At 28.6% G+C, this 19,777-nt stretch carries 20 protein-coding genes and 1 tRNA gene; 14 read left to right on the forward strand and 7 right to left on the reverse strand.

Going from position 1 to position 19,777, the window contains the following annotated elements:
- Positions 1 to 200 precede the first annotated feature (200 nt).
- On the forward strand, positions 201 to 1,499 hold the full coding sequence (locus BLS77_RS14470) for a bifunctional folylpolyglutamate synthase/dihydrofolate synthase (RefSeq protein WP_089971417.1): 1,299 nt from the start codon (positions 201 to 203) through the stop codon (positions 1,497 to 1,499).
- A gap of 46 nt (positions 1,500 to 1,545) precedes the next feature.
- Here BLS77_RS14470 and BLS77_RS14475 read toward each other — a convergent pair whose 3' ends face one another.
- On the reverse strand, positions 1,546 to 1,797 hold the full coding sequence (locus BLS77_RS14475; RefSeq protein ID WP_089971420.1) for a TIGR03905 family TSCPD domain-containing protein: 252 nt from the start codon (positions 1,795 to 1,797) through the stop codon (positions 1,546 to 1,548).
- A gap of 255 nt (positions 1,798 to 2,052) precedes the next feature.
- Here BLS77_RS14475 and BLS77_RS14480 point away from each other — a divergent pair, with 255 nt between their 5' ends.
- Positions 2,053 to 2,931, forward strand: coding sequence for a YncE family protein (locus BLS77_RS14480; RefSeq protein WP_089971423.1), 879 nt, complete (start codon positions 2,053 to 2,055; stop codon positions 2,929 to 2,931).
- Here the strand turns inward: BLS77_RS14480 and BLS77_RS14485 are convergent.
- The gene (locus BLS77_RS14485; RefSeq protein WP_089971426.1) at positions 2,928 to 3,461 is read right to left on the reverse strand and encodes a DUF4364 family protein; all 534 of its coding nucleotides are present in this window, start codon (positions 3,459 to 3,461) and stop codon (positions 2,928 to 2,930) included. The two genes, BLS77_RS14480 and BLS77_RS14485, sit on opposite strands and share 4 nt — an antisense overlap.
- Before the next feature lie 129 nt (positions 3,462 to 3,590).
- Here BLS77_RS14485 and BLS77_RS14490 point away from each other — a divergent pair, with 129 nt between their 5' ends.
- From BLS77_RS14490 to BLS77_RS14520, 7 genes are all read left to right on the forward strand, one after another.
- Complete coding sequence (locus BLS77_RS14490) at positions 3,591 to 4,349, forward strand: polysaccharide deacetylase family protein (RefSeq protein ID WP_089971429.1); 759 nt, start codon at positions 3,591 to 3,593, stop codon at positions 4,347 to 4,349.
- A 115-nt stretch (positions 4,350 to 4,464) separates the two neighbouring features.
- A complete protein-coding gene (locus BLS77_RS14495; RefSeq protein ID WP_089971476.1) occupies positions 4,465 to 5,127 on the forward strand; it encodes a single-stranded DNA-binding protein in 663 nt (220 codons plus the stop codon).
- A gap of 606 nt (positions 5,128 to 5,733) precedes the next feature.
- Positions 5,734 to 6,660, forward strand: coding sequence for an ABC transporter permease (locus BLS77_RS14500; protein WP_089971432.1), 927 nt, complete (start codon positions 5,734 to 5,736; stop codon positions 6,658 to 6,660).
- A gap of 13 nt (positions 6,661 to 6,673) precedes the next feature.
- Entirely contained in the window at positions 6,674 to 7,636 is a 963-nt protein-coding gene (locus BLS77_RS14505; protein ID WP_089971434.1) for an ABC transporter permease, read from the forward strand.
- Positions 7,637 to 7,647: 11 nt separating this feature from the next.
- Positions 7,648 to 8,652: an ABC transporter ATP-binding protein gene (locus tag BLS77_RS14510; RefSeq protein WP_089971437.1), complete on the forward strand. Its 1,005-nt coding sequence runs from the start codon at positions 7,648 to 7,650 to the stop codon at positions 8,650 to 8,652.
- Positions 8,652 to 9,635 carry an ABC transporter ATP-binding protein gene (locus BLS77_RS14515; protein WP_423231038.1) on the forward strand — a complete coding sequence of 328 codons (984 nt, stop codon included), beginning with the start codon at positions 8,652 to 8,654 and terminating at the stop codon, positions 9,633 to 9,635. The genes BLS77_RS14510 and BLS77_RS14515 overlap by 1 nt, the downstream gene beginning before the upstream one ends.
- Positions 9,636 to 9,728: 93 nt before the next feature.
- Positions 9,729 to 11,369 carry a peptide ABC transporter substrate-binding protein gene (locus BLS77_RS14520; RefSeq protein ID WP_089971443.1) on the forward strand — a complete coding sequence of 547 codons (1,641 nt, stop codon included), beginning with the start codon at positions 9,729 to 9,731 and terminating at the stop codon, positions 11,367 to 11,369.
- A gap of 181 nt (positions 11,370 to 11,550) precedes the next feature.
- Here the strand turns inward: BLS77_RS14520 and BLS77_RS19970 are convergent, their stop codons facing one another.
- The 4 genes from BLS77_RS19970 to BLS77_RS14535 form a co-directional block, all read right to left on the reverse strand.
- Positions 11,551 to 11,703, reverse strand: coding sequence for a hypothetical protein (locus BLS77_RS19970; RefSeq protein ID WP_167867269.1), 153 nt, complete (start codon positions 11,701 to 11,703; stop codon positions 11,551 to 11,553).
- A 134-nt stretch (positions 11,704 to 11,837) separates the two neighbouring features.
- Entirely contained in the window at positions 11,838 to 12,590 is a 753-nt protein-coding gene (dapB, locus tag BLS77_RS14525) for a 4-hydroxy-tetrahydrodipicolinate reductase (protein ID WP_089971445.1), read from the reverse strand.
- A gap of 16 nt (positions 12,591 to 12,606) precedes the next feature.
- A complete protein-coding gene (dapA, locus tag BLS77_RS14530) occupies positions 12,607 to 13,485 on the reverse strand; it encodes a 4-hydroxy-tetrahydrodipicolinate synthase (RefSeq protein WP_089971448.1) in 879 nt (292 codons plus the stop codon).
- Positions 13,486 to 13,513: 28 nt separating this feature from the next.
- Positions 13,514 to 14,503 (reverse strand): aspartate-semialdehyde dehydrogenase, encoded by a 990-nt coding sequence (locus BLS77_RS14535; RefSeq protein WP_089971451.1) that lies wholly within the window; start codon positions 14,501 to 14,503, stop codon positions 13,514 to 13,516.
- Positions 14,504 to 14,722: 219 nt separating this feature from the next.
- On the opposite strand from BLS77_RS14535, the gene BLS77_RS14540 reads away from it, so the two are divergent.
- From BLS77_RS14540 to hslO, 3 genes are all read left to right on the forward strand, one after another.
- Positions 14,723 to 14,974 (forward strand): alpha/beta-type small acid-soluble spore protein, encoded by a 252-nt coding sequence (locus BLS77_RS14540; protein ID WP_089971454.1) that lies wholly within the window; start codon positions 14,723 to 14,725, stop codon positions 14,972 to 14,974.
- Between the two features lie 268 nt (positions 14,975 to 15,242).
- Entirely contained in the window at positions 15,243 to 15,983 is a 741-nt protein-coding gene (locus BLS77_RS14545) for a class I SAM-dependent DNA methyltransferase (protein WP_089971457.1), read from the forward strand.
- 95 nt (positions 15,984 to 16,078) lie between these two features.
- Entirely contained in the window at positions 16,079 to 16,951 is an 873-nt protein-coding gene (gene hslO / locus BLS77_RS14550) for an Hsp33 family molecular chaperone HslO (RefSeq protein ID WP_089971460.1), read from the forward strand.
- A 136-nt stretch (positions 16,952 to 17,087) separates the two neighbouring features.
- Here the strand turns inward: hslO and BLS77_RS14555 are convergent.
- A tRNA-Cys gene (locus BLS77_RS14555) sits at positions 17,088 to 17,161 on the reverse strand.
- Between the two features lie 157 nt (positions 17,162 to 17,318).
- On the opposite strand from BLS77_RS14555, the gene BLS77_RS14560 reads away from it, so the two are divergent.
- Positions 17,319 to 18,002, forward strand: a complete 684-nt coding sequence (locus BLS77_RS14560; RefSeq protein ID WP_089971463.1) for an HDIG domain-containing metalloprotein — start codon at positions 17,319 to 17,321, stop codon at positions 18,000 to 18,002.
- A gap of 602 nt (positions 18,003 to 18,604) precedes the next feature.
- Positions 18,605 to 19,495: a putative sporulation protein YtxC gene (gene ytxC / locus BLS77_RS14565; protein ID WP_089971466.1), complete on the forward strand. Its 891-nt coding sequence runs from the start codon at positions 18,605 to 18,607 to the stop codon at positions 19,493 to 19,495.
- The last annotated feature ends 282 nt before the right edge of the window (positions 19,496 to 19,777 follow it).

A 19,777-nucleotide genomic window follows, 5' to 3' on the forward strand; every position in this document is an offset into this window, starting at 1 on the left:
TAGTAATATAATTTGTTATCTTCTTTCAACTCTTTAATTATAAATGAAAAAATAAAAAAAATAAATACATATATAATAATAGAAATTTATTATGACTTTTATTATTTTGCAATTTATATTATTATAGTAAGTAAATTAGAAATATAGAAAGTTTGAAAAAATAACTAAATTTAGTAGAAAGATTTAATGAGGTAAAAGTAATGAAATATGAAGATGCAATGAAATATATAACAGAGGTAGGTAACTTTGGTTCAAACTATGGACTTAAAAGAACTTTTAGATTATTAGAGTTATTAGGTAATCCTCAAAATAAGATTAAACTAATACATATTGCAGGAACTAATGGTAAGGGATCAACAACTGCCATGATTAGCAAAATACTAATGGGAAATGGATATAAAGTTGGAATGTACACGTCACCATTTCTTGAAGAGTTTGAAGAAAGAATACAAATAAATAGAGTTAATATTCCAAAAGAAAAGTTAGCTAATTTAATGGATGAGTTAAAAATAGCTGTAGATAAAGTTATTGAAGAAGGATATAATCATCCAACAGAATTTGAAATAATAACTTGTCTGATGTTTTTATATTTTTATAAAGAAAATATTGATTTTGGAGTAATAGAAGTCGGACTTGGTGGAAGATTAGATTCAACTAATGTAATAACACCAATAATATCAATTATTACATCTATAAGCTATGATCATACAAATATTTTAGGAAATACTTTAACTAAAATTTCTAGAGAAAAATCTGGAATAATTAAAGAATGTGTACCGGTTGTAATATTTCCACAAGAAGAAGAAGTGTTAAAAGTTATAAAAAGTAAATGTAAGGAATTAAATGCTCCTTTGCATATAATAAATGAAATAGATAGTGAATTAATAGAAATATTACAAGAAGAAAAACCTTATCAAAAGGTAAAGATTAAAGGAATAAAGGCTGAATATAATATAAAATTACCATTACTTGGAGAACATCAAATATTAAATTTATCATTAGCCATAAAAGCAATAGAACTTTTAGAAAGAAATAAAAAGGTAAAAATTTCCAAGGAAATATTGGAAAAAAGTTTAGAAGATGTGTGTTGGAATGGGCGTTTAGAAGTTATGAAAAAATCTCCATTAGTTGTTCTAGATGGAGCTCATAATATTCAAGGGATAACAACACTTAAACAAAATATAGAAAAATACTTTAAATATAAAAATATATATTTAATATTAGGCATTTTAGCTGATAAAGATGTAGAGGAAATGATCAAAGTTATAACACCTATGGCAAAGGAAGTTTATGCTGTAACTCCAAATTCCATAAGAGCAGAACTTGCAGAAGATTTAAAAAATGAGGTTTTAAAATATAATGAGAATTGTATTGCCTTTGAAAAATATGAATATGCTTTAAATAAAGCGTTAGAAATAGCAAAAGAAGATGATATTATTGTTGCGTGTGGATCTCTTTATATGGTAGGTGGAATGAGAACAATAATAAAAAAATTATAAAAAGGAATCTCAGCTTTAAATAAGCTGAGATTTCTTTTTATATATTTTAATTATAACTATGATTGAATTCTTCTAAGGCTTTTGCTAGTTGATCAGGGCAGGAAGTGTCTTTATATCCACATTTTATTCCTTTTAATTTATTAATAGCTTGGTCTATTTCCATGCCTGTTACAAGGCTGCCTATTCCAAGCGCGTTACCGGCACATCCTCCAATGAATTCTACAGATTTAATTTTGTTAGCTTCTACATCCAAGCGTATTTCAGTTGAACAAACTCCTTTAGTTTTAAATATAAACAAATTTATATTCCTCCTTGTATAATGAACATTCAAATGTTATGTCCCTAATTTAGTTATTTTTTCAAGTGACTTAAATAAACTAGATAAAAATATTATATAGTTAAAATGAAAATATTTAAAGGCTGATTAAGGATCTTTAAAAAAATAATTATTTATTCCCTTATTAGAAAAAATCAAAATGAATAGTAAGTCACATTTTATCGATATTTGAATATATTAAAGAATATATAGGTTTTATCCTACGGAGGTGCAAAAATGAAATCTTTATTTGTTTGTAATACAGGATCAGATTCCATTTCTAAAATTAATATTAAAGATTTTTCTGTAGAAAATTTGGTGCTGAAAATAGGTGAAAAGCCAATAGGCCCGCAAGGGATATGTTTAAATGAGAATCTAATGTACACAGCTAATAATTATAATAATAGTATATCTATAATAGAAAAAGAAACATTAATTGAAATAGATAACTTTTATATTGGACCATATCCTAATGACTTAGTATATTATCATAATAGATTATATATAGCTTGTGGAGACGCTAATGCAATTATTGTCTATGATTTAATTGAGAAAAAAATAGTATTTAAATTGCCAACTGGATTATGGCCGCATAATATAGAATTAGCAAAAAGTAAGGGATTGATATTGGTATCTAATCTTCAAGGCAATAATGTAAGTATAATAGATGCTAATATTAATAAAGAAATTGCTAATATAAAAACTTTAGAATATCCAACACAAATAAGAATTTCAAAAGATGAGAATAAGTTTTACGTTTGTGAAAGCTATATTGGAGATATTAAATGTGGATATATAGAAGTATTTTCATTAGAAGATTTTAAATCTTTAAAAAGAATAAAGGTTGGAAAATCACCTATGGATATATGGGATGATGGTAAGCTTTTATATATTTCTAATTTTAATGATGGAAGCATAAGCGTTGTAGATGTTAGTTTAGGTATGGAAATTGATAATATAATTGTAGGTGGAATGCCAAAAGGGATTTTGAAATATGGAAACAATTTACTTATAGGAGACTATTTAAGAAGTAAAGTAATAGTTTTAAATTTAGATAACAAATTAACAAAAGCCATAGCGGTAGGTGTTGAACCTAATGCTATGGCACTATGTTAAATTTCATCGTTAAACAATGAATTTATGATTTTAGTATAAAGGTCTGTAGGGTTCTCTTTCCACCTGCTGCATAAAGAAGCTGCTTGCTTTTTAGAGGGAACCGATACTTTAATCTCCATAAGAAGATTTTCATCTTCTAGAGCTTTAAGATCAACTATGAAGGTGTCATCCTTAACTATAGTGTAATCACTGTGAATAGTAAGTTCTCTTTTTATTGAATCAATAGTTGAAAGAAGGTAGTCATCGATTACTTTCTTTTTTATTGATGAAATTCTTCCATTAAAGAAAGAGAGAACACTATCACCTTTTTCGGTTAGTGTTAAAAGGTTTTTCTCATTCATTACTTGGTATTTCAAAAAGTCAGATAAAACAAGTTCACTAACATATTGTTGAAGTGTAAAGTAATTTATGAAATTATTCTCTAATATTATTTCAGTTAGTTGAGTATTAGAGATTGGATGTTTTAATGCTTTAATAACATATAAAACAAGTAACTTATTTTCTGCAAGCTCAATTGAGTTTTCGTACATAATAAACCTCCATATTCGAAAGTATCTATTTAATTATATCATAAAATTTACAAAGTGGAATATTATAGTCATTAATATTATATAAAAAGAATATTAATGATTATAATCAATGTAAAAAAGGTTGAATATATGAAAAGAAAAAATAAAATATTTATATCATTAGCATTAATATGCGGAGTTATGATTTCTTCGTTAATGATGAAGAATAGCAGCACTGAAGTATTTCTAAATATCACTGAGGAGCAACCTATATTTAGAGTTGAGAGGGAAGATAAATCGATTTCTTTAACAATTGACATAAATTGGGCGGAAACCGATTATCTTTACAGCATATTAGAAGTATTAGATAAATATAATGTAAAAGGTACATTTTTTATTATGGGAGGATGGGTAAATTATACACCTGAAAATAAGGAAAAATTATTAAAAATATACAAGGAGGGACATGAGATAGCAAGTCATAGTTATATACATCCTATTTTCACTAAAATAGGAAAGGATAGAATTAAAGAAGAACTAGATAAGACAGATAAAATTATAGAAGAAACAATAGGAATAAAACCAAAGTTGTTTAGATTTCCAAGTGGAGAGTACAATGAACAGTCATTTAATACAGTTACAACACTGGGGTATAAGTGTATTCAGTGGGATGCAGACTCTGTTGATTGGAAACAATTAGGAAGCGAAGTGGAGTATCAAAGAGTAATGAAGAAAGTTAAACCAGGATCAATTTTACTTTTTCATAATAATGCAAAGTATACACCTGATAATCTTGATAGAATAATTAATAAGCTTCAAGCAGATGGTTATAACTTTATACCTGTAGGAGATTTGATATACAATGAAAATTATTACATTGATGAGACGGGTGAGCAAAGAAAAAAATAAATATTAGAAATATATTGAAAAAGGAACTTATAATGTATTATAATGGAAATATATAATTGTAAGATTATAAACAGATATAAAAATAAAATTAATTACTAAGGGAGAGGGGATTATGATGGACAATTTGATGTTAAATAATAAAATCTATTTAGAGGGAACTGTAATATCAGGCTTAGATTTTAGTCATGAAATGTATGGGGAAGGGTTTTATACATTTTCAATTGAGGTTACAAGATTAAGTGATTCAGTAGATGTTTTAAACATAACTGTATCAGAAAGATTAATTGCTAATTTAGATTTAAATATTGGCAACGATATCATAGTAGAAGGACAATTAAGATCTTATAATAAATTTGTAGATGGATCAAACAAGCTAATATTAACTGTATTTGCGAGAAACATTGAACCTTGTATAGAAAGAAGTAAAAATCCGAATGAAATATTCTTAGATGGATATATATGTAAAGAACCTGTATATAGGACAACTCCATTTGGTAGAGAAATAGCAGATGTTTTATTAGCGGTTAATAGGGCGTACAATAAATCAGATTATATACCAACTATTGCTTGGGGAAGAAATTCAAGATTTTGTCAAAATCTTGAAGTTGGTGATAATATTAGAGTATGGGGAAGACTACAAAGTAGAGAATACCAAAAAAAAGTTACAGAAGAAGATGTTATAAAGAAGATTGCTTATGAAGTATCTATTTCTAAAATGGAGAAAGTGGGCAAGGAAGATGAAGTTGATATTATTATGCCTGAAGAAGGCGCAGTTTAATAAATAAATGAATATAGATAAGAAGGGATGAAGAAATTCATCCCTTCTTTTTAAGTTGCTTTTTAATAAGGAATATTCAAAAGAATAACAGACGAAGCTCGTAATCTAGTATAAAATATATATAACATCGTGACTTGTTAATTTAAAAAATGCTTAATTTTAAAAAAATAATGGTTTATGAATAAAATTAAATAAAGATACAAATAAATAGTATATATAAACGATAGTAACAAGAAAAATGTAATAATTATATGTAGAATTTTAATAAATAATGAAGTAAAATACGGACAAATAATATATATGTCCGTATAGTGTGGATTTATAAAAGAAATTATAAAAATTAATTTGTTAAATTTACAATAATAAGAAAAATGAATTAAACATGTTAATAGCTTTCATAAACCTAGATAAATAGTCAATGTAAACGTTTCTAATAGATTTAGATGAAATTATCATATTGAAAAATAATAGGGGTTAATATTGATGCTTTAATAATATAACAAATATAAAATTACTAAAGTGCATTGACAAAAATTTAAAATATAATATAATTATTAATATCTATATTTGCAGAAAATGTAGAATCATGAATGGGGGTTAAAACAAATGGTGAAGTATATAGGTAAAAGGATTTTTACAAGTATTTTAACAATCTGGGTAGTTGTTACCTTAACATTTTTTTTGATGCGTGCTATGCCAGGTGGTCCTTTCACTGGAGAAAAGATGACACCAGAAATTAAAGCGAATCTTGAAGAAAAATATGGATTAGATAAATCTTTGGGACAACAATATGGAATGTATATGAAAAATTTATTAAAGGGAGACCTTGGTGTTTCAATGATTTTTAAAGGTAGAGAAGTAGTTGATACTATAAAAACATCATTACCAGCATCGGCTAAGGTTGGTGGAGCTGCAATTATGTTTTCAGTAGTTCTTGGAGTGTTACTTGGTATAATATCAGCACTTAAGATCGGAAAATGGCAAGATAAATTGTGTATGCTTATTGCAACACTAGGAGTAACAATACCAAGCTTCGTTATAGGAGCAACATTAATTTATATATTTACAGTTGAATTAAGATTGTTACCAGCAACTGGATTATCCAGCTGGAAAAATTATATAATGCCGGTTATTGCGCTGTCAGGAAGCTCATTAGCATTCATAACAAGATTAACTAGAAGTAGAATGTTAGATGTTTTAAAGGCTGATTATATTAGAACAGCCAAGGCTAAGGGATTGAGCAAAAAAACAGTTGTATTTAAACATGCATTAAGAAATTCATTAATACCAATAGTTACATATTTAGGACCGCTAATAGCGGGTGTATTAACAGGAAGCTTTATAGTCGAGAAGGTATTTGGAATACCTGGACTTGGTAATGAATTTGTTTCGTCAGTAACAAATAGAGATTATTCAACAGTATTAGGTTTAGTTGTATTTTATTGTACATTTATTATTATATGTAATTTAGTAGTTGATATTTTATATGTAGTAATAGATCCAAGAATAAAACTAGAAAATACAGAAGGTTAAAGGGGGTATGGATATGAAAGAAGCAATGGATTTTGACAAGAGTTTATTTACTCCTCTAACAGCTGAAGAAAAGAAAGTTCCTGCAATAGTAAGACCAAGTGTTGGATATTGGAGTGATGCTTGGAGGAGATTGAAAAGTAATAAGGTTGCATTAATATCATTAATAGTACTTATTATTATTATAATATTAGCACTAGTAGTTCCAGATTTGTGGAGAGTTAAAGGATTAGGTATGTTTAAATTTGATCAAACAGATTTATCCATAGTAAATCAAAAACCTAGTGGAGCGCATATGTTTGGAACAGATGCATTAGGTAGAGATTTACTTGTTAGAGTTATGTATGGTGCAAGATACTCATTAATTATAGGGTTTGCAGCAGCGATTATAAATTTAGTTATTGGAGTAGTTTATGGTGGTATAGCAGGTTTCTTTGGTGGAAAAGTTGATAACATCATGATGAGAATAATTGATATTCTATATTCAATACCAACTATAATATATGTAGTAATCATAATGGCTATGTTATATGATCCGGATAAAGCTACCGGAGGGCTTGGTCCAATTATAATGGCACTTGCCATTTCATATTGGATTGGTATGGCTAGAATAGTAAGAGGAGAAGTTCTTCAGTTAAAAGAGCAAGAATTTGTATTAGCTGCAAGATCGCTTGGAGCATCAAAACTTAGAATATTATTTAAGCATTTAATTCCAAATTGCTTAGGATCAATAATAGTAACTATGACTCTTTTAATACCTCAAGCTATTTTTACAGAGGCTTTCTTAAGTTTCATAGGTCTTGGGTTAAACCCGCCACTTGCATCACTTGGAACATTGGCTAATGAAGCTATGCAATCAATTTATGTATATCCATATCAATTATTATTCCCATCCGCAGTAATATGTATTATTATTTTAGGATTTAACTTATTGGGTGATGGATTAACAGAAGCACTTGACCCTAAAAATAAGAGGTAGGAGGAGCAGAAATGAGTAGATTATTAGAAGTAAAAGATCTGAGGACCTCCTTTACAACACATATTGGAGAGGTACACGCAGTAAGAGGAGTCTCTTTTAATTTAGATAGAGGAGAGGCTATAGGAATAGTTGGAGAATCAGGTTGTGGAAAATCAGTAACAATGATGTCAATTATGAGATTATTATCAGATAACGGTAAAATTGCAGGTGGAGAAATAATTTTCGATGGAAAAGATATTTCTAAAGCTGATGAAAATGTTATGGAAGGAATTAGAGGAAATGATATTGGAATGATATTCCAAGATCCTATGACTTCTTTAAACCCTGTATTTACAGTTGGGGATCAATTAATTGAGCCACTTATTAAACATAGAAAGTTAAGTAGAAAAGAAGCTAGGGAAGTTGCTTGTAAAATGCTAGAACTAGTTGGGATGCCAAGTGCTGAAAAAAGAATGAAGCAATATCCCCACGAATTCTCAGGTGGTATGAGACAAAGAGTTATGATAGCTATGAGCTTGGTTTGTGAACCAAAACTTATTATAGCAGATGAACCAACAACAGCACTTGATGTAACAATTCAAGCACAAATATTAGATTTAATGAAGGATTTAAAAGATAAATTAAATACTTCTATAATATTAATAACTCATGATTTAGGAGTTGTTGCAGATCTTTGTACAAAAATAAATGTTATGTATGGTGGAATAGTTGTAGAAGCTGGTAGTGATGAAGATATTTTTTATAGAGGACGTCATCCTTATACATGGGGATTATTAAATAGTATACCTAACCCAAAGAGTGATGTTAAGGAAAAACTTAAACCCATAGAAGGGCAACCACCAGATTTGTTAAATCCACCAGTTGGATGTCCATTTACGGCTAGATGTGATTACTCAATGAAAATATGCTTAGAAAAGCAACCTCCACTGTTTGTTGTTGGAGAGGGGCATAAAGTTGCGTGCTGGCTATGTCATGAGAATGCACCAAAAGTTGAATCGCCAATAGGGAGGGAATAATAGTGAAAAAGAAAAATGATGTAATTATTGAAGTTAATAATTTGAGTAAATACTTCCCTGTGAATAAAGGTATATTTTCAAAGAAAAGTTATGTAAAGGCTGTAGATAATGTTTCTTTTACTATTAAAAGAGGAGAAACTTTAGGTTTAGTTGGTGAATCTGGTTGTGGTAAAACTACAACGGGAAGAACTGTATTAAAGCTATATAATTCTACTGCTGGACAAATAATTTTTAATGGAGAAGATATAACTAATTTTAGTGAAAAACAAATGGTGCCACTCCGAAAAAATATGCAAATGATATTTCAGGATCCATATGCATCACTAAATCCAAGAATGACAGTTGGAGATATTATTGGTGAAGCTATAGATATTCATAAAATATTACAAGGCGAAGAGAGAAATAAAAGAATAAGATATCTATTAGATAAAGTTGGATTAAATGGAGATCATATAAATAGATATGCTCATGAATTCTCAGGAGGGCAAAGACAAAGAATAGGAATAGCAAGAGCATTAGCTGTTGAACCAGACTTTATAGTTTGTGATGAACCTATTTCGGCATTAGATGTGTCAATCCAAGCTCAAGTTATTAATATGCTTGAAGAAATTCAAGAAGAATTTGGATTAACTTATTTATTTATAGCTCATGATTTATCAATGGTAAAACATATATCAACTCATATAGGTGTTATGTATCTTGGAAGAATGGTTGAAAAGGGCCCAAGTAATGATGTTTATTCAAAGCCAAAGCATCCTTATACACAAGCACTTTTATCAGCAGTACCAGTGCCGGATCCTAGAGCGTCAAAATCAAGTAAGAGAATAATCCTAGAAGGCGATATTCCATCACCTATAGATCCACCACCGGGGTGTAGATTTAAAGGGAGATGTCAATATGTTAAGCCGATATGTGATATGGTTGACCCTGAGTTAAAAGAAGTAGAACCAGGGCATTTTGTAGCATGTCATCTATTTGAATAATACAGTTAAAGATGTTTAAAATAGCAATAAGTAAAAAGTTAGTAATTTGCATGTGCAATTATTATAGAAATATTTAAAAGGGAGGCTATAAATATGAAATCAAGTAAAATGAAAAAACTATGTGCTTTAGCACTAAGTCTTGTACTTGGAACATCAGTTCTTGCCGGATGTGGCGGAAAAGATAGTTCAGCGAGTAAACAACAAGTTATCTATAACTTAGGGGCAGATCCTAAAACTTTAGATCCACAATTAAACACTGCAAGTGATGCAGGAAATATAATATTAAATGCATTTGACGGTCTTACAAGAATGGATAAGGATTCAAAAGCAGCACCTGGGGTAGCTGAAACTTGGGATGTATCTCCAGATGGATTAAAATATACATTCCATTTAAGAAAAAATTCTAAATGGTCAGATGGAAAAGATGTTACTGCAAATGATTTTAAATATGCATGGCTTAGGGCGTTAGATTCAAAGACAGCAGCAGATTATGCTTACCAACTGTACTATATTAAAGGTGGAGAAGAGTATAATACTAATAAAGGAACAGCAGAACAAGTAGGAATTAAGGTTGTTGATGACTATACTTTAGAAGTTGAACTTGTTGCTCCGACTTCATACTTTACTCAACTTACTGCATTTGCAACATATATGCCAGTAAGAAAAGATATAATTGAAGCTAATGGAGATGCTTGGGCAACTAAGCCAGAAAGTTATATTTCAAATGGACCTTTCAAAATGACAGATTTTAGAATGAAAGATGCTATAGTTTTAGTAAAGAATGAAAATTACTGGGATGCAGCTAACGTTAAGTTAGATAAAATTGATATAAGAATGGTTACAGAAAATACTACTTCTTATGCTGAGTTTAAAGCAGGAACATTTGATATGATTAATGAAGTTCCACCTGCAGAAGTAGAAAATGCTTTAAAGGATAAAGATGCTGCAGTATTTAAAGAGTTTGGTACTTACTTTATGTGTCTAAACGTTGGAAACAACAGTGATGCATTAAATCCAGAAGCTGTAAAAGCTTTAGGAAATAAGAAGTTTAGGCAAGCACTTTCAGTGGCAATTGATAGAACAGCTTTAGTTGAGAATGTAACTAAAGGACAACAAGTCCCAGCAGTAGGATTTACACCTCCAGGAGCGCCAACTCCAGATGGTAAAGATTTTGCTGAAAGTAAAAAATATATTGAACCAACTGGAAATATAGAAGAAGCTAAGAAATTATTAGCAGAAGCTGGATATCCAAATGGTCAAGGTTTACCAAAATTCAACTTGTCAATAAATTCAGAGGGTGTGCATAGTGCAGTTGCTCAATACTTACAATCAGTGTGGAAAGAAATTGGTGTTGAAACTGAAATTTCTTCACAAGAGTTTAAAGTATATCAACAAGTAAGAAAAGATGGTAAATATATGATAGGAAGACATGGTTGGAGTGGAGATTATGTAGATCCAATCACATTCTTAGATATGTGGATAACTAATGGCGGAAATAATGAAGCTGGTTATAGTAATGCTAAATACGATGCTTTAATTGAAGAAGCTAAGACTACTCCAGATGAAGCTAAGAAATATGAAGCTTTAAGAAATGCCGAAGATATATTAATGGATGAAATGCCAGTTATTCCATTATACTATTACACTAAGGTAAGAGCTATTAAAGAAGATATTAAAGATTTACTTATTTCACCACTAGGAAAAGTTGACTTTAAGAATGCTTACAGAGGATAGTATTTATATTTTAAAAAAGGCTGTTGTTAAAATGATTTTAACAACAGCCTTTTTCTATTTAATAATATAAAAGAATTTTAAAAAACAGACCAATATACATGATATATTGGTCTGTTTTTATATGTACTGGATAAATTATTCTAAATTTCATATGGAGTGTAATCCCATATAAAATTTATAATCAGTTTATATGTGCGCTTTGAAATCCTTCTTTTTTAATAGAATGTTTTTTAGCATTCTTATTTTGGTTTTGATTTTCTTGTGTTATTGGAGTTTGATAATTACATTTTCTCATTCTAGCTTCTTTATTATCTGGTTGACTATCTTTTGCCATAATAAATCCTCCTAAAAATTAAATTAGTTTAATAAATTTTTTTATATTAAACTTATACTTATAGTATCTCTAAAATTTCTTTTAATATAGGTAGTAATTAATGGGCAAGAAAAAAAGCGCCAAGGCGCTTTTATTTATAAATCTATTATATTATCCATTGTATAAAGTCCAGGTTCTGAAATAGTGCCCATATAATCACAGGCCTTTAATGCACCTACTGCAAAAACCTCTCTAGAAATAGCTTTATGAGTAAGTTCAATAACTTCTCCGGTACCAGCAAATATTATTTCGTGGTCACCAACTATAGAACCTCCTCTAACTGCGTGAATACCAATTTCAGTTTTCTCTCTTTTCTTTTGACCATCTCTCCCGTGAACAAAGTTAGTTTCTACCGGTAGAGAGTTTTTAATTGTATCTGCAAGAAATAGAGCAGTACCACTTGGGGAATCAACTTTTTGATTATGATGTTTTTCTACTATTTCTATATCATAATTACCATAAAGAAGAGGCGTTATTTTTTTTAGTAAAGAATTAATCAAATTTATTCCAAGAGACATATTAGCGGATCTAAATATAGGAAGATATTTGCTTTTTTCATCAATTAGCTTTAAATTTTCTTCTGTATAACCAGTAGAACATAGAACTATTGGTTTTTTAGTTTTTTCTGTTAATATTAATAAATCATTTAACGCCTCAGATCTAGAAAAATCTAACAACACATCATATTCTAATGTTAAATCATCACAAGTTTTAAATATGGGATATGAACATTCTATAGGATATTTATCAATTCCGCCTATTATTTCAAGGCTTGGAAATTGAGAAGAAACTTCTGTTATTACTTTACCCATTTTTCCAGAGCAACCATTTAAAATAACTTTTATCATATAAATAAGCCTCCTATTAAATTAATTTATAAGTCTTTAGTACCTTTATTAGTTTAGCAAGATTAACATCTTCCATTTCACATAAAGGAAGTCTTAAAGGACCAACATCTTTTCCCATTAAATTAAGAGCTACCTTAACTGGAATAGGATTAACTTCTATAAATAGTGTATTTATAGCCTCAAGCGCTTCTAATTGAATATTTAATGCTTCTTTAACATTACCATCTAAATAATTTTTACATAGCTTATGAATAGCTTTTGGCATGATATTAGCCACTACGGAAATAACACCTATTCCTCCAATGGACATTATAGGAACTATTAGATCATCATCTCCAGAATAAATATCTATTTTATCACCACATAGTGCTTTCATTTTAATTGCTTGACTAATATTTCCACTAGCTTCTTTTATAGCAACAATATTATTAAGATTTGATAATTCTTTAAGTTGTATAGGTGTAATATTCATTCCAGTTCTACCTGGAGCATTATAAAGAATTATAGGTGTCTTAACTTCATCATTAATAGCTTTGAAATGTTTAATTAAGCCTAAGTTAGAAGTTTTATTATAGTAAGGTGTAATTACAAGTAAAGCATCAACACCTACACTTTGCGCATATTTACTCATTTCAATAGAATGCTGGGTATTATTGCTTCCTGTACCTGCAATAACGGGTATTCGTTTATTTACTGTATCTACTGTGAATTTTATAGTTATTCTTTTTTCTTCCTCAGTCATAGTTGTAGCTTCACCAGTTGTACCACATACTACGATAGCATCAGTACCTTCTGATATATGCCATTCAATTAATTCTTTAAGTTTAGGATAATTTACTCCTTTATCTGTAAAGGGAGTAATAATAGCTACGCCAGAACCTTTAAAAATTGACATTTTAAATCCTCCTTATATTTTAGTTATATTAATTAGACTTAATTAATAATTCAGCAATTTGAACTGCATTTAAAGCAGCACCTTTTCTTATGTTATCAGCTACCACCCAAATATTTAAACCACTATCTACACTGAAGTCACGTCTAATTCTTCCAACATAAACATCATCTTTCCCTGCCATTTCAAGTGGTGTTGGATATTTTAGTTCTTTAGGATCGTCATACACAGTTAAGCCTTTTGCTTTTGAAAAATAATTAACTACGTCTTTTAAGTCAAAATTCTTTTCTAATTCTATATTTATGCTTTCACTATGGCTATTTAAAACTGGAACTCTTACTGTTGTTGCAGTTATTTTTAAATTTTCATTGTGAAGTATTTTTTTTGTTTCTTCAATCATTTTTATTTCTTCCTTTGTATATCCATTTTCAAGAAAAACATCAATTTGAGGAATGCAGTTACCAACAATTGGATAAGGGAAAATTTTAGGGGCAACACCCTGTATTCCATTTTCTAAATCTGATATTGCGGCAACACCAGCACCAGATACCGCTTGATATGTTGAATATACAATTCTTTTAATACCAAAGTTATCTAGTAGTACTTTTAAAGGTACCATAGCTTGTATAGTTGAACAGTTTGGATTAGCAATAATTCCTTTATGCCATTTTAAATCTTCTGGATTAACTTCAGGAACAACTAAAGGAACTTCCTTGTTCATTCTCCAAGCACTAGAATTATCTATTACAGTTGCTCCCAATGAAGCAAACTTTGGAGCATATTCTAAACTAACATCACCACCTGCTGAAAATAGTGCAAAATCTATTTTTTTATTATTAATGTTTTCAGGGCAAGTTTCTTCAACTATTACCTCTTTGTCTTTAAAATATAGCTTAAGGCCAGCGGACCTTTTAGATGCAAAAAGATATAAATTCTTAATAGGAAAATCTCTTTCAGCTAATATTTCTAAAAACTTTCTACCTACATTTCCTGTAGCCCCAACAATTGCAACGTTAAACATTGTAAATCCCCCTTAATATTTAATTTTATCTAAATACCAATATAGCAAATAATCAATATAATTACTAGAGTGAAAATTTAGAAAAATTTCAATAGTCTAATAATAGTATATACCAAAAATAAATAATAGTTATATGAGCAAGTAAATTATTTTTGTATAATATATAAATTTTTGGAGAAAATATAATTATTACTTTTTGATAGGGGGTATTTAAAAAAAATGAGCAAAACACCATTAAAAAAAATAATAAAATCTAAAATAAAATCTAATAAGGAATTATCTCAAATTGAAATGTCTAGGGAAAAACTTAAATATGAAATAGCAGATGAATTAGGTTTAAGTGATAAAGTAGATAAAGAAGGATGGGGTGGATTAACATCCGAAGAAACAGGAAGAATTGGAGGAATAATGACAAGAAGAAAAAAAGAACTTAAGATTCCAACAAATGAAGAGATATTAGGCAGGAAATAAGCCATTGACTAAAGTGAAATTTACCTTTAAACTAGTTTTTAGAATTGTATATAATAGAAATGAATTTTGAAATTAAATTAGGGATTTGAAAGAAAATAATAAGTTGAATATTCTGAGGGTATTTTGTGTTATGCGAAGACTCACAACCTGCACATAGTGAGTCTGTGCAAGGGTTGTGGTGATGAAGCATAATGAAAAAGAGACTGGAATATGATTAGTTGTTTTTTGAAGGTCCCTTATATGAAAAAGATTTTTATGGGGGAGACATATGGCGTACGGTGAATTTGCTAAAATTTATGACGAGCTTATAAATGAGGATATTAATTACGATAGTATGATTAATAAAATTCTTAAAGTTTGCACTGAAAACAACATTGAGTTTAATAATTATTTAGATATAGCTTGTGGTACGGGTAACGTTACAGTTAGACTTGCAAAGTCTTTTAAAGAGATATATGCAGTTGATTTATCAGAAGATATGTTAAGAGAAGCTTATGAAAAATTTAAAAAAGGTAAAATTAAAGGAAAAATAATATGCCAAAATATGGCTAAGTTAAATCTTAATAAAAAGTTTGATCTTATTACATCTGTATTAGATTCAACAAATTATATAATAGAAAAAGAAGATTTAATTAGTTATTTAGAAGGTGTAAAAGAGCATTTAAATGATAATGGATTATTTATTTTTGATATTAATTCTTATTATAAATTATCAGAAATTCTAGGGAACAACATTTATACTTATAATGAAGAAGAAGTGTTTTATACTTGGGAAAATATCTTTGAAGAAGATCTTTTAACTATGTCATTAACTTTCTTTGTTAAAAAAGGAGAGTTATACGAAAGATTTGAAGAGGAACATTTAGAAAGAGCTTATACTGAATATTTTATAGAAGAATCGCTTCAAAAATGCGGTCTTAAGGTACTATCTAAATATAATGGATATACTGAAGAAAAAGTTCAAGATAAAAGTGAAAGAATTATGTACATAGTAAAAAAAGATATTTAATTATTAAAAAATAACGAAAAAAGACTAGAATATTTACTAGTTATTTTTTGAAGATTCCTTAAATAATTAATATGTTTAAAATGATGGAGGAAATTATGAAAGATAAAATTATAATAGCAACAGCTAAAGATGGAATGGTTAGAATTATTGCAGGTGTTACAACAAACCTAGTTAATGAGGGAAATAAAATACATAATTGCTCACCAGTTGCAGCAGTAGCTTTTGGAAGAATGCTAACAGCGGGAGCTTTAATTGGAAACACATTAAAATCAGAAAAAGAAGTAATGACTTTAAAAATAAATGGTGATGGTGAGGCTAAAGGTGTAACAGTAACTGCCTATGAAGGTGGGAAAGTTAAAGGGTTTATTGGAAATGCAGAGGTTGACTTACCTTTAAAAGAAGATGGGAAACTTGATGTTGGTGGGTATATTGGTAAAAAAGGAGAATTTATAGTTATTAAAGATTTAGGATTGAAAAATCCTTATGTTGGACATGTCCCTCTAATAACAGGGGAAATAGCAGAGGATTTAGCTTATTACTTCACTGTGTCAGAGCAAACACCATCAGCAGTATCACTTGGAGTGTTAGTAGATAAAGATAATTCAATTAAAGCAGCTGGCGGATTTATTATTCAAATGTTACCAGATGCTGATGAGTTATTAGCAGATATGATAACTTATAGATTAGAAGAAGTTCCAGCAATAACAACAATGTTATCAGAAGGTAAAACAATTGAAGAAATAATTGAATTTATTTTTGAAGGAATGGATTTGAAAATATTAGAAGAAACAGTGCCAAGTTATACGTGTAATTGTTCAAGGGAAAAAGTAGAAAAGGCTTTAATATCAATTGGTAAAAAAGATTTAACTGAAATATATGAAGAAGGAAAAGTAGAAGAATTAAAATGTCATTTCTGTAATACTGCATATAAATTTACTAAAGATGATATTGGAAATCTATTAAAATAGATAATTATATATTTTTAAGAAAAAAGAAAGAAATCCATTCAAATATGGATTTCTTTCTTTTTTATTTTATAAATTATTTAATATAGTAGATATTTTTTTAAGGTTCATTAATTGATAATATTAGGGAGATTAAAGTTGGAGGCGCCACCCAGATTTGAACTGGGGATGAGGGTGTTGCAGACCCATGCCTTTCCACTTGGCCATAGCGCCATATTTTGATTTATTTTCTTTACTAATCTCTAATATCTTATGGTAATAAGTTAAAAATGATACTTAATAAAATTATTTTTTTTTGGAATACTAAACTTAGGCATATTAGCTTGTTATTTTAAAAAATGCCTTGAATAAAAAAATAGGAGCGATATTTATGAAAGAGACAAATATCTTTAAAGAAATAGAAAAAAACTTACAGCAGTTAGAGAAGCCTTCTGAATTTTTAAATAAATTAAAGGATTCACAAGAGTTTAAAGAAAGTAGTTTTAAAGTATTAGGGGATTTAGTTAATACGCCTCAGGAACTTAAATATCACCCGGAGGGTAATGTATGGAATCATTTATGTATGGTTGTTGATGCAGCTAGTGTTGCGAAGTTTTTATCATATAATAAAAGAGAATTTATATGGGCAGCTTTATTACACGATTTAGGTAAGCTTACTACAACTATAAAGAGAAATGGCCGATGGACTTCGTATAATCATGATACTGAAGGTTATAACATGGTTAAAAGTTTATTAATTAAAGAAACTGGAGATGAGAAATTTGCTGAAAAAGTAGCTGAACTTGTTAAATTTCATATGCATCACATATACATACTTAAAAATCTTCCCTTTGGAAATATAAAAGAGCTACTAGAAACAAATAATATTAATGATATATTATTACTTTTTGCTTGTGATAAGCTTGGGCGTGGAGGTCAAACTAGTGAAGATAAAAAAATAATGTTTGAAGAAGTTTTAAGGATACTTGATATATTAGAAAAAAAGAGTGGGATTAAGTATAATGATGCTAGAGAAAATATTATTAGATTTAAAGAGAAAATAGTAAATGAGTAAGACTTACAAAATGATGAACTAATTTTACTTCATCATTTTTTATTTGGGAAGTATTAATATATATTTCGAAAAATAACTAGAATTTTAAATTAATTATATTATTATCAACATTTAACTAGGAGTAACGTATTATATAAAATAACTATAGGGGTAATATAATATTTTACTATAGCTTTAAAAATAAGCGCTCAAGAGTATGTACTATTTATAAAACGAGCTGTTTATTGAAATTTTATTCGCTTATATATAAATAAATTATTGAAATTTTCAACCATATTTTTATGAATTACTACTTCTTTTTTACATTTGTCTAAAAGGGCTAACCCTATGTCCACATAGCCAATAATGGCAGAATGTAAGCTAGTACATTTAAGTATGAAAATACAGGCGAAACCTTGGGGTTATAAGGCTTTTATTTCTTTTTGAGTGGCAGAATAATCTATAAAACAAAACATCGTAAAAACTCCTTTGACAATATTTTATAATTATAAAATTAATACTGAAAAAAAGAAAAAACAATACTTTTGTCGATTGTTTTAAAATAATTTTTGAATATAGTAAAAAAATTAATACATACTATTATTAAGAAGGGAGTGAAATCTATGCTCGTACTAAAGCTTGTATATAATGAGGACTTAGATTTTATTAGAGAGATTCAAGAGTTAAAGACTATGCTTAAAAAAAAGAATATAATAATAGGAGTAGTAGAAAGTATAGAAACAAATATTCATATGATTAAAATTATTTGTGATGATGAATGTTATAATGAAAAAGTTAAAAAAATTATTGATTTATATGTTAGCAATATTTTATATAAGATAGTAATTGATAAATATAAAGAAAAAGAAATGTTTGATTTTTTAATAGATACTTATTTTTTCTTAAAGCAAGATGAAATTATAGAAGTAGAAGAAGAGATAATGAAAGTATTGTATTGTGAAGAAGATTTAAAAAATGAAAACCTTGTATATTATATGAATAAGATGAATACAGTAATAAGAAAAATACAAGATTGTCTACAAGAAAATACTGAAATTAATATTAATGGGTTCATAACATTTAGAATGAAAGACCTAAGAGAAGATATAGAGGAAATAATTGATAAAGTAGTAGAAAATTATATGGTTGAAAAAGAATATAAAGAATTTGTAAAGCTATTAAAATACTTTGTTGATATTCAAGAAAGTAAAATAGAAGAAATAGATATATGTATTGGTGAAAATGGGAATTATTCAATTAGAGATGACAATGGGAATGATATATTTAATGAATTTATGAAAGAATTAGCAGAGTGTAGAGTAGATACGGATGCTAATATAGAAGATGTAATAATAAGTGGATTAATAACTAATGTACCAAAGAAGGTTGTTATTCACGGAAAAGAAAATTGTGGGAATAAAGAGTTTTTAGAAACTATATCTAGTGTCTTTGGTGAAAGAGTATCATATTGCCAGGGGTGTAGCATTTGCACCCTACCTAAAATAAAATTTTAAAATTATATTGACAATATACTTTGACGATGATAAAATAAATTTTGTTAAGAGGAAACGAGCCGTTTCTCACCTTACGGCATAAAGCTTAGTAAGGTATTTATTTTAGAACGATTATTGGCGTATGTGGCCAATTAAGTATAGAATAAAAAGGACGGCGTAAATACGCCGTCCTTTTTATTCTATTTATGTTTTTTATTTGGTACACTTTGCGGAGGTGAAAAATATTAGTAAAAAATTTATTTGTAACGAAGACATAAGAGAGAGAGAAATTAGAGTTATAGG

The sequence above is a fragment of the Clostridium gasigenes genome, from assembly GCF_900104115.1.
GTDB lineage: Bacteria > Bacillota > Clostridia > Clostridiales > Clostridiaceae > Clostridium > Clostridium gasigenes.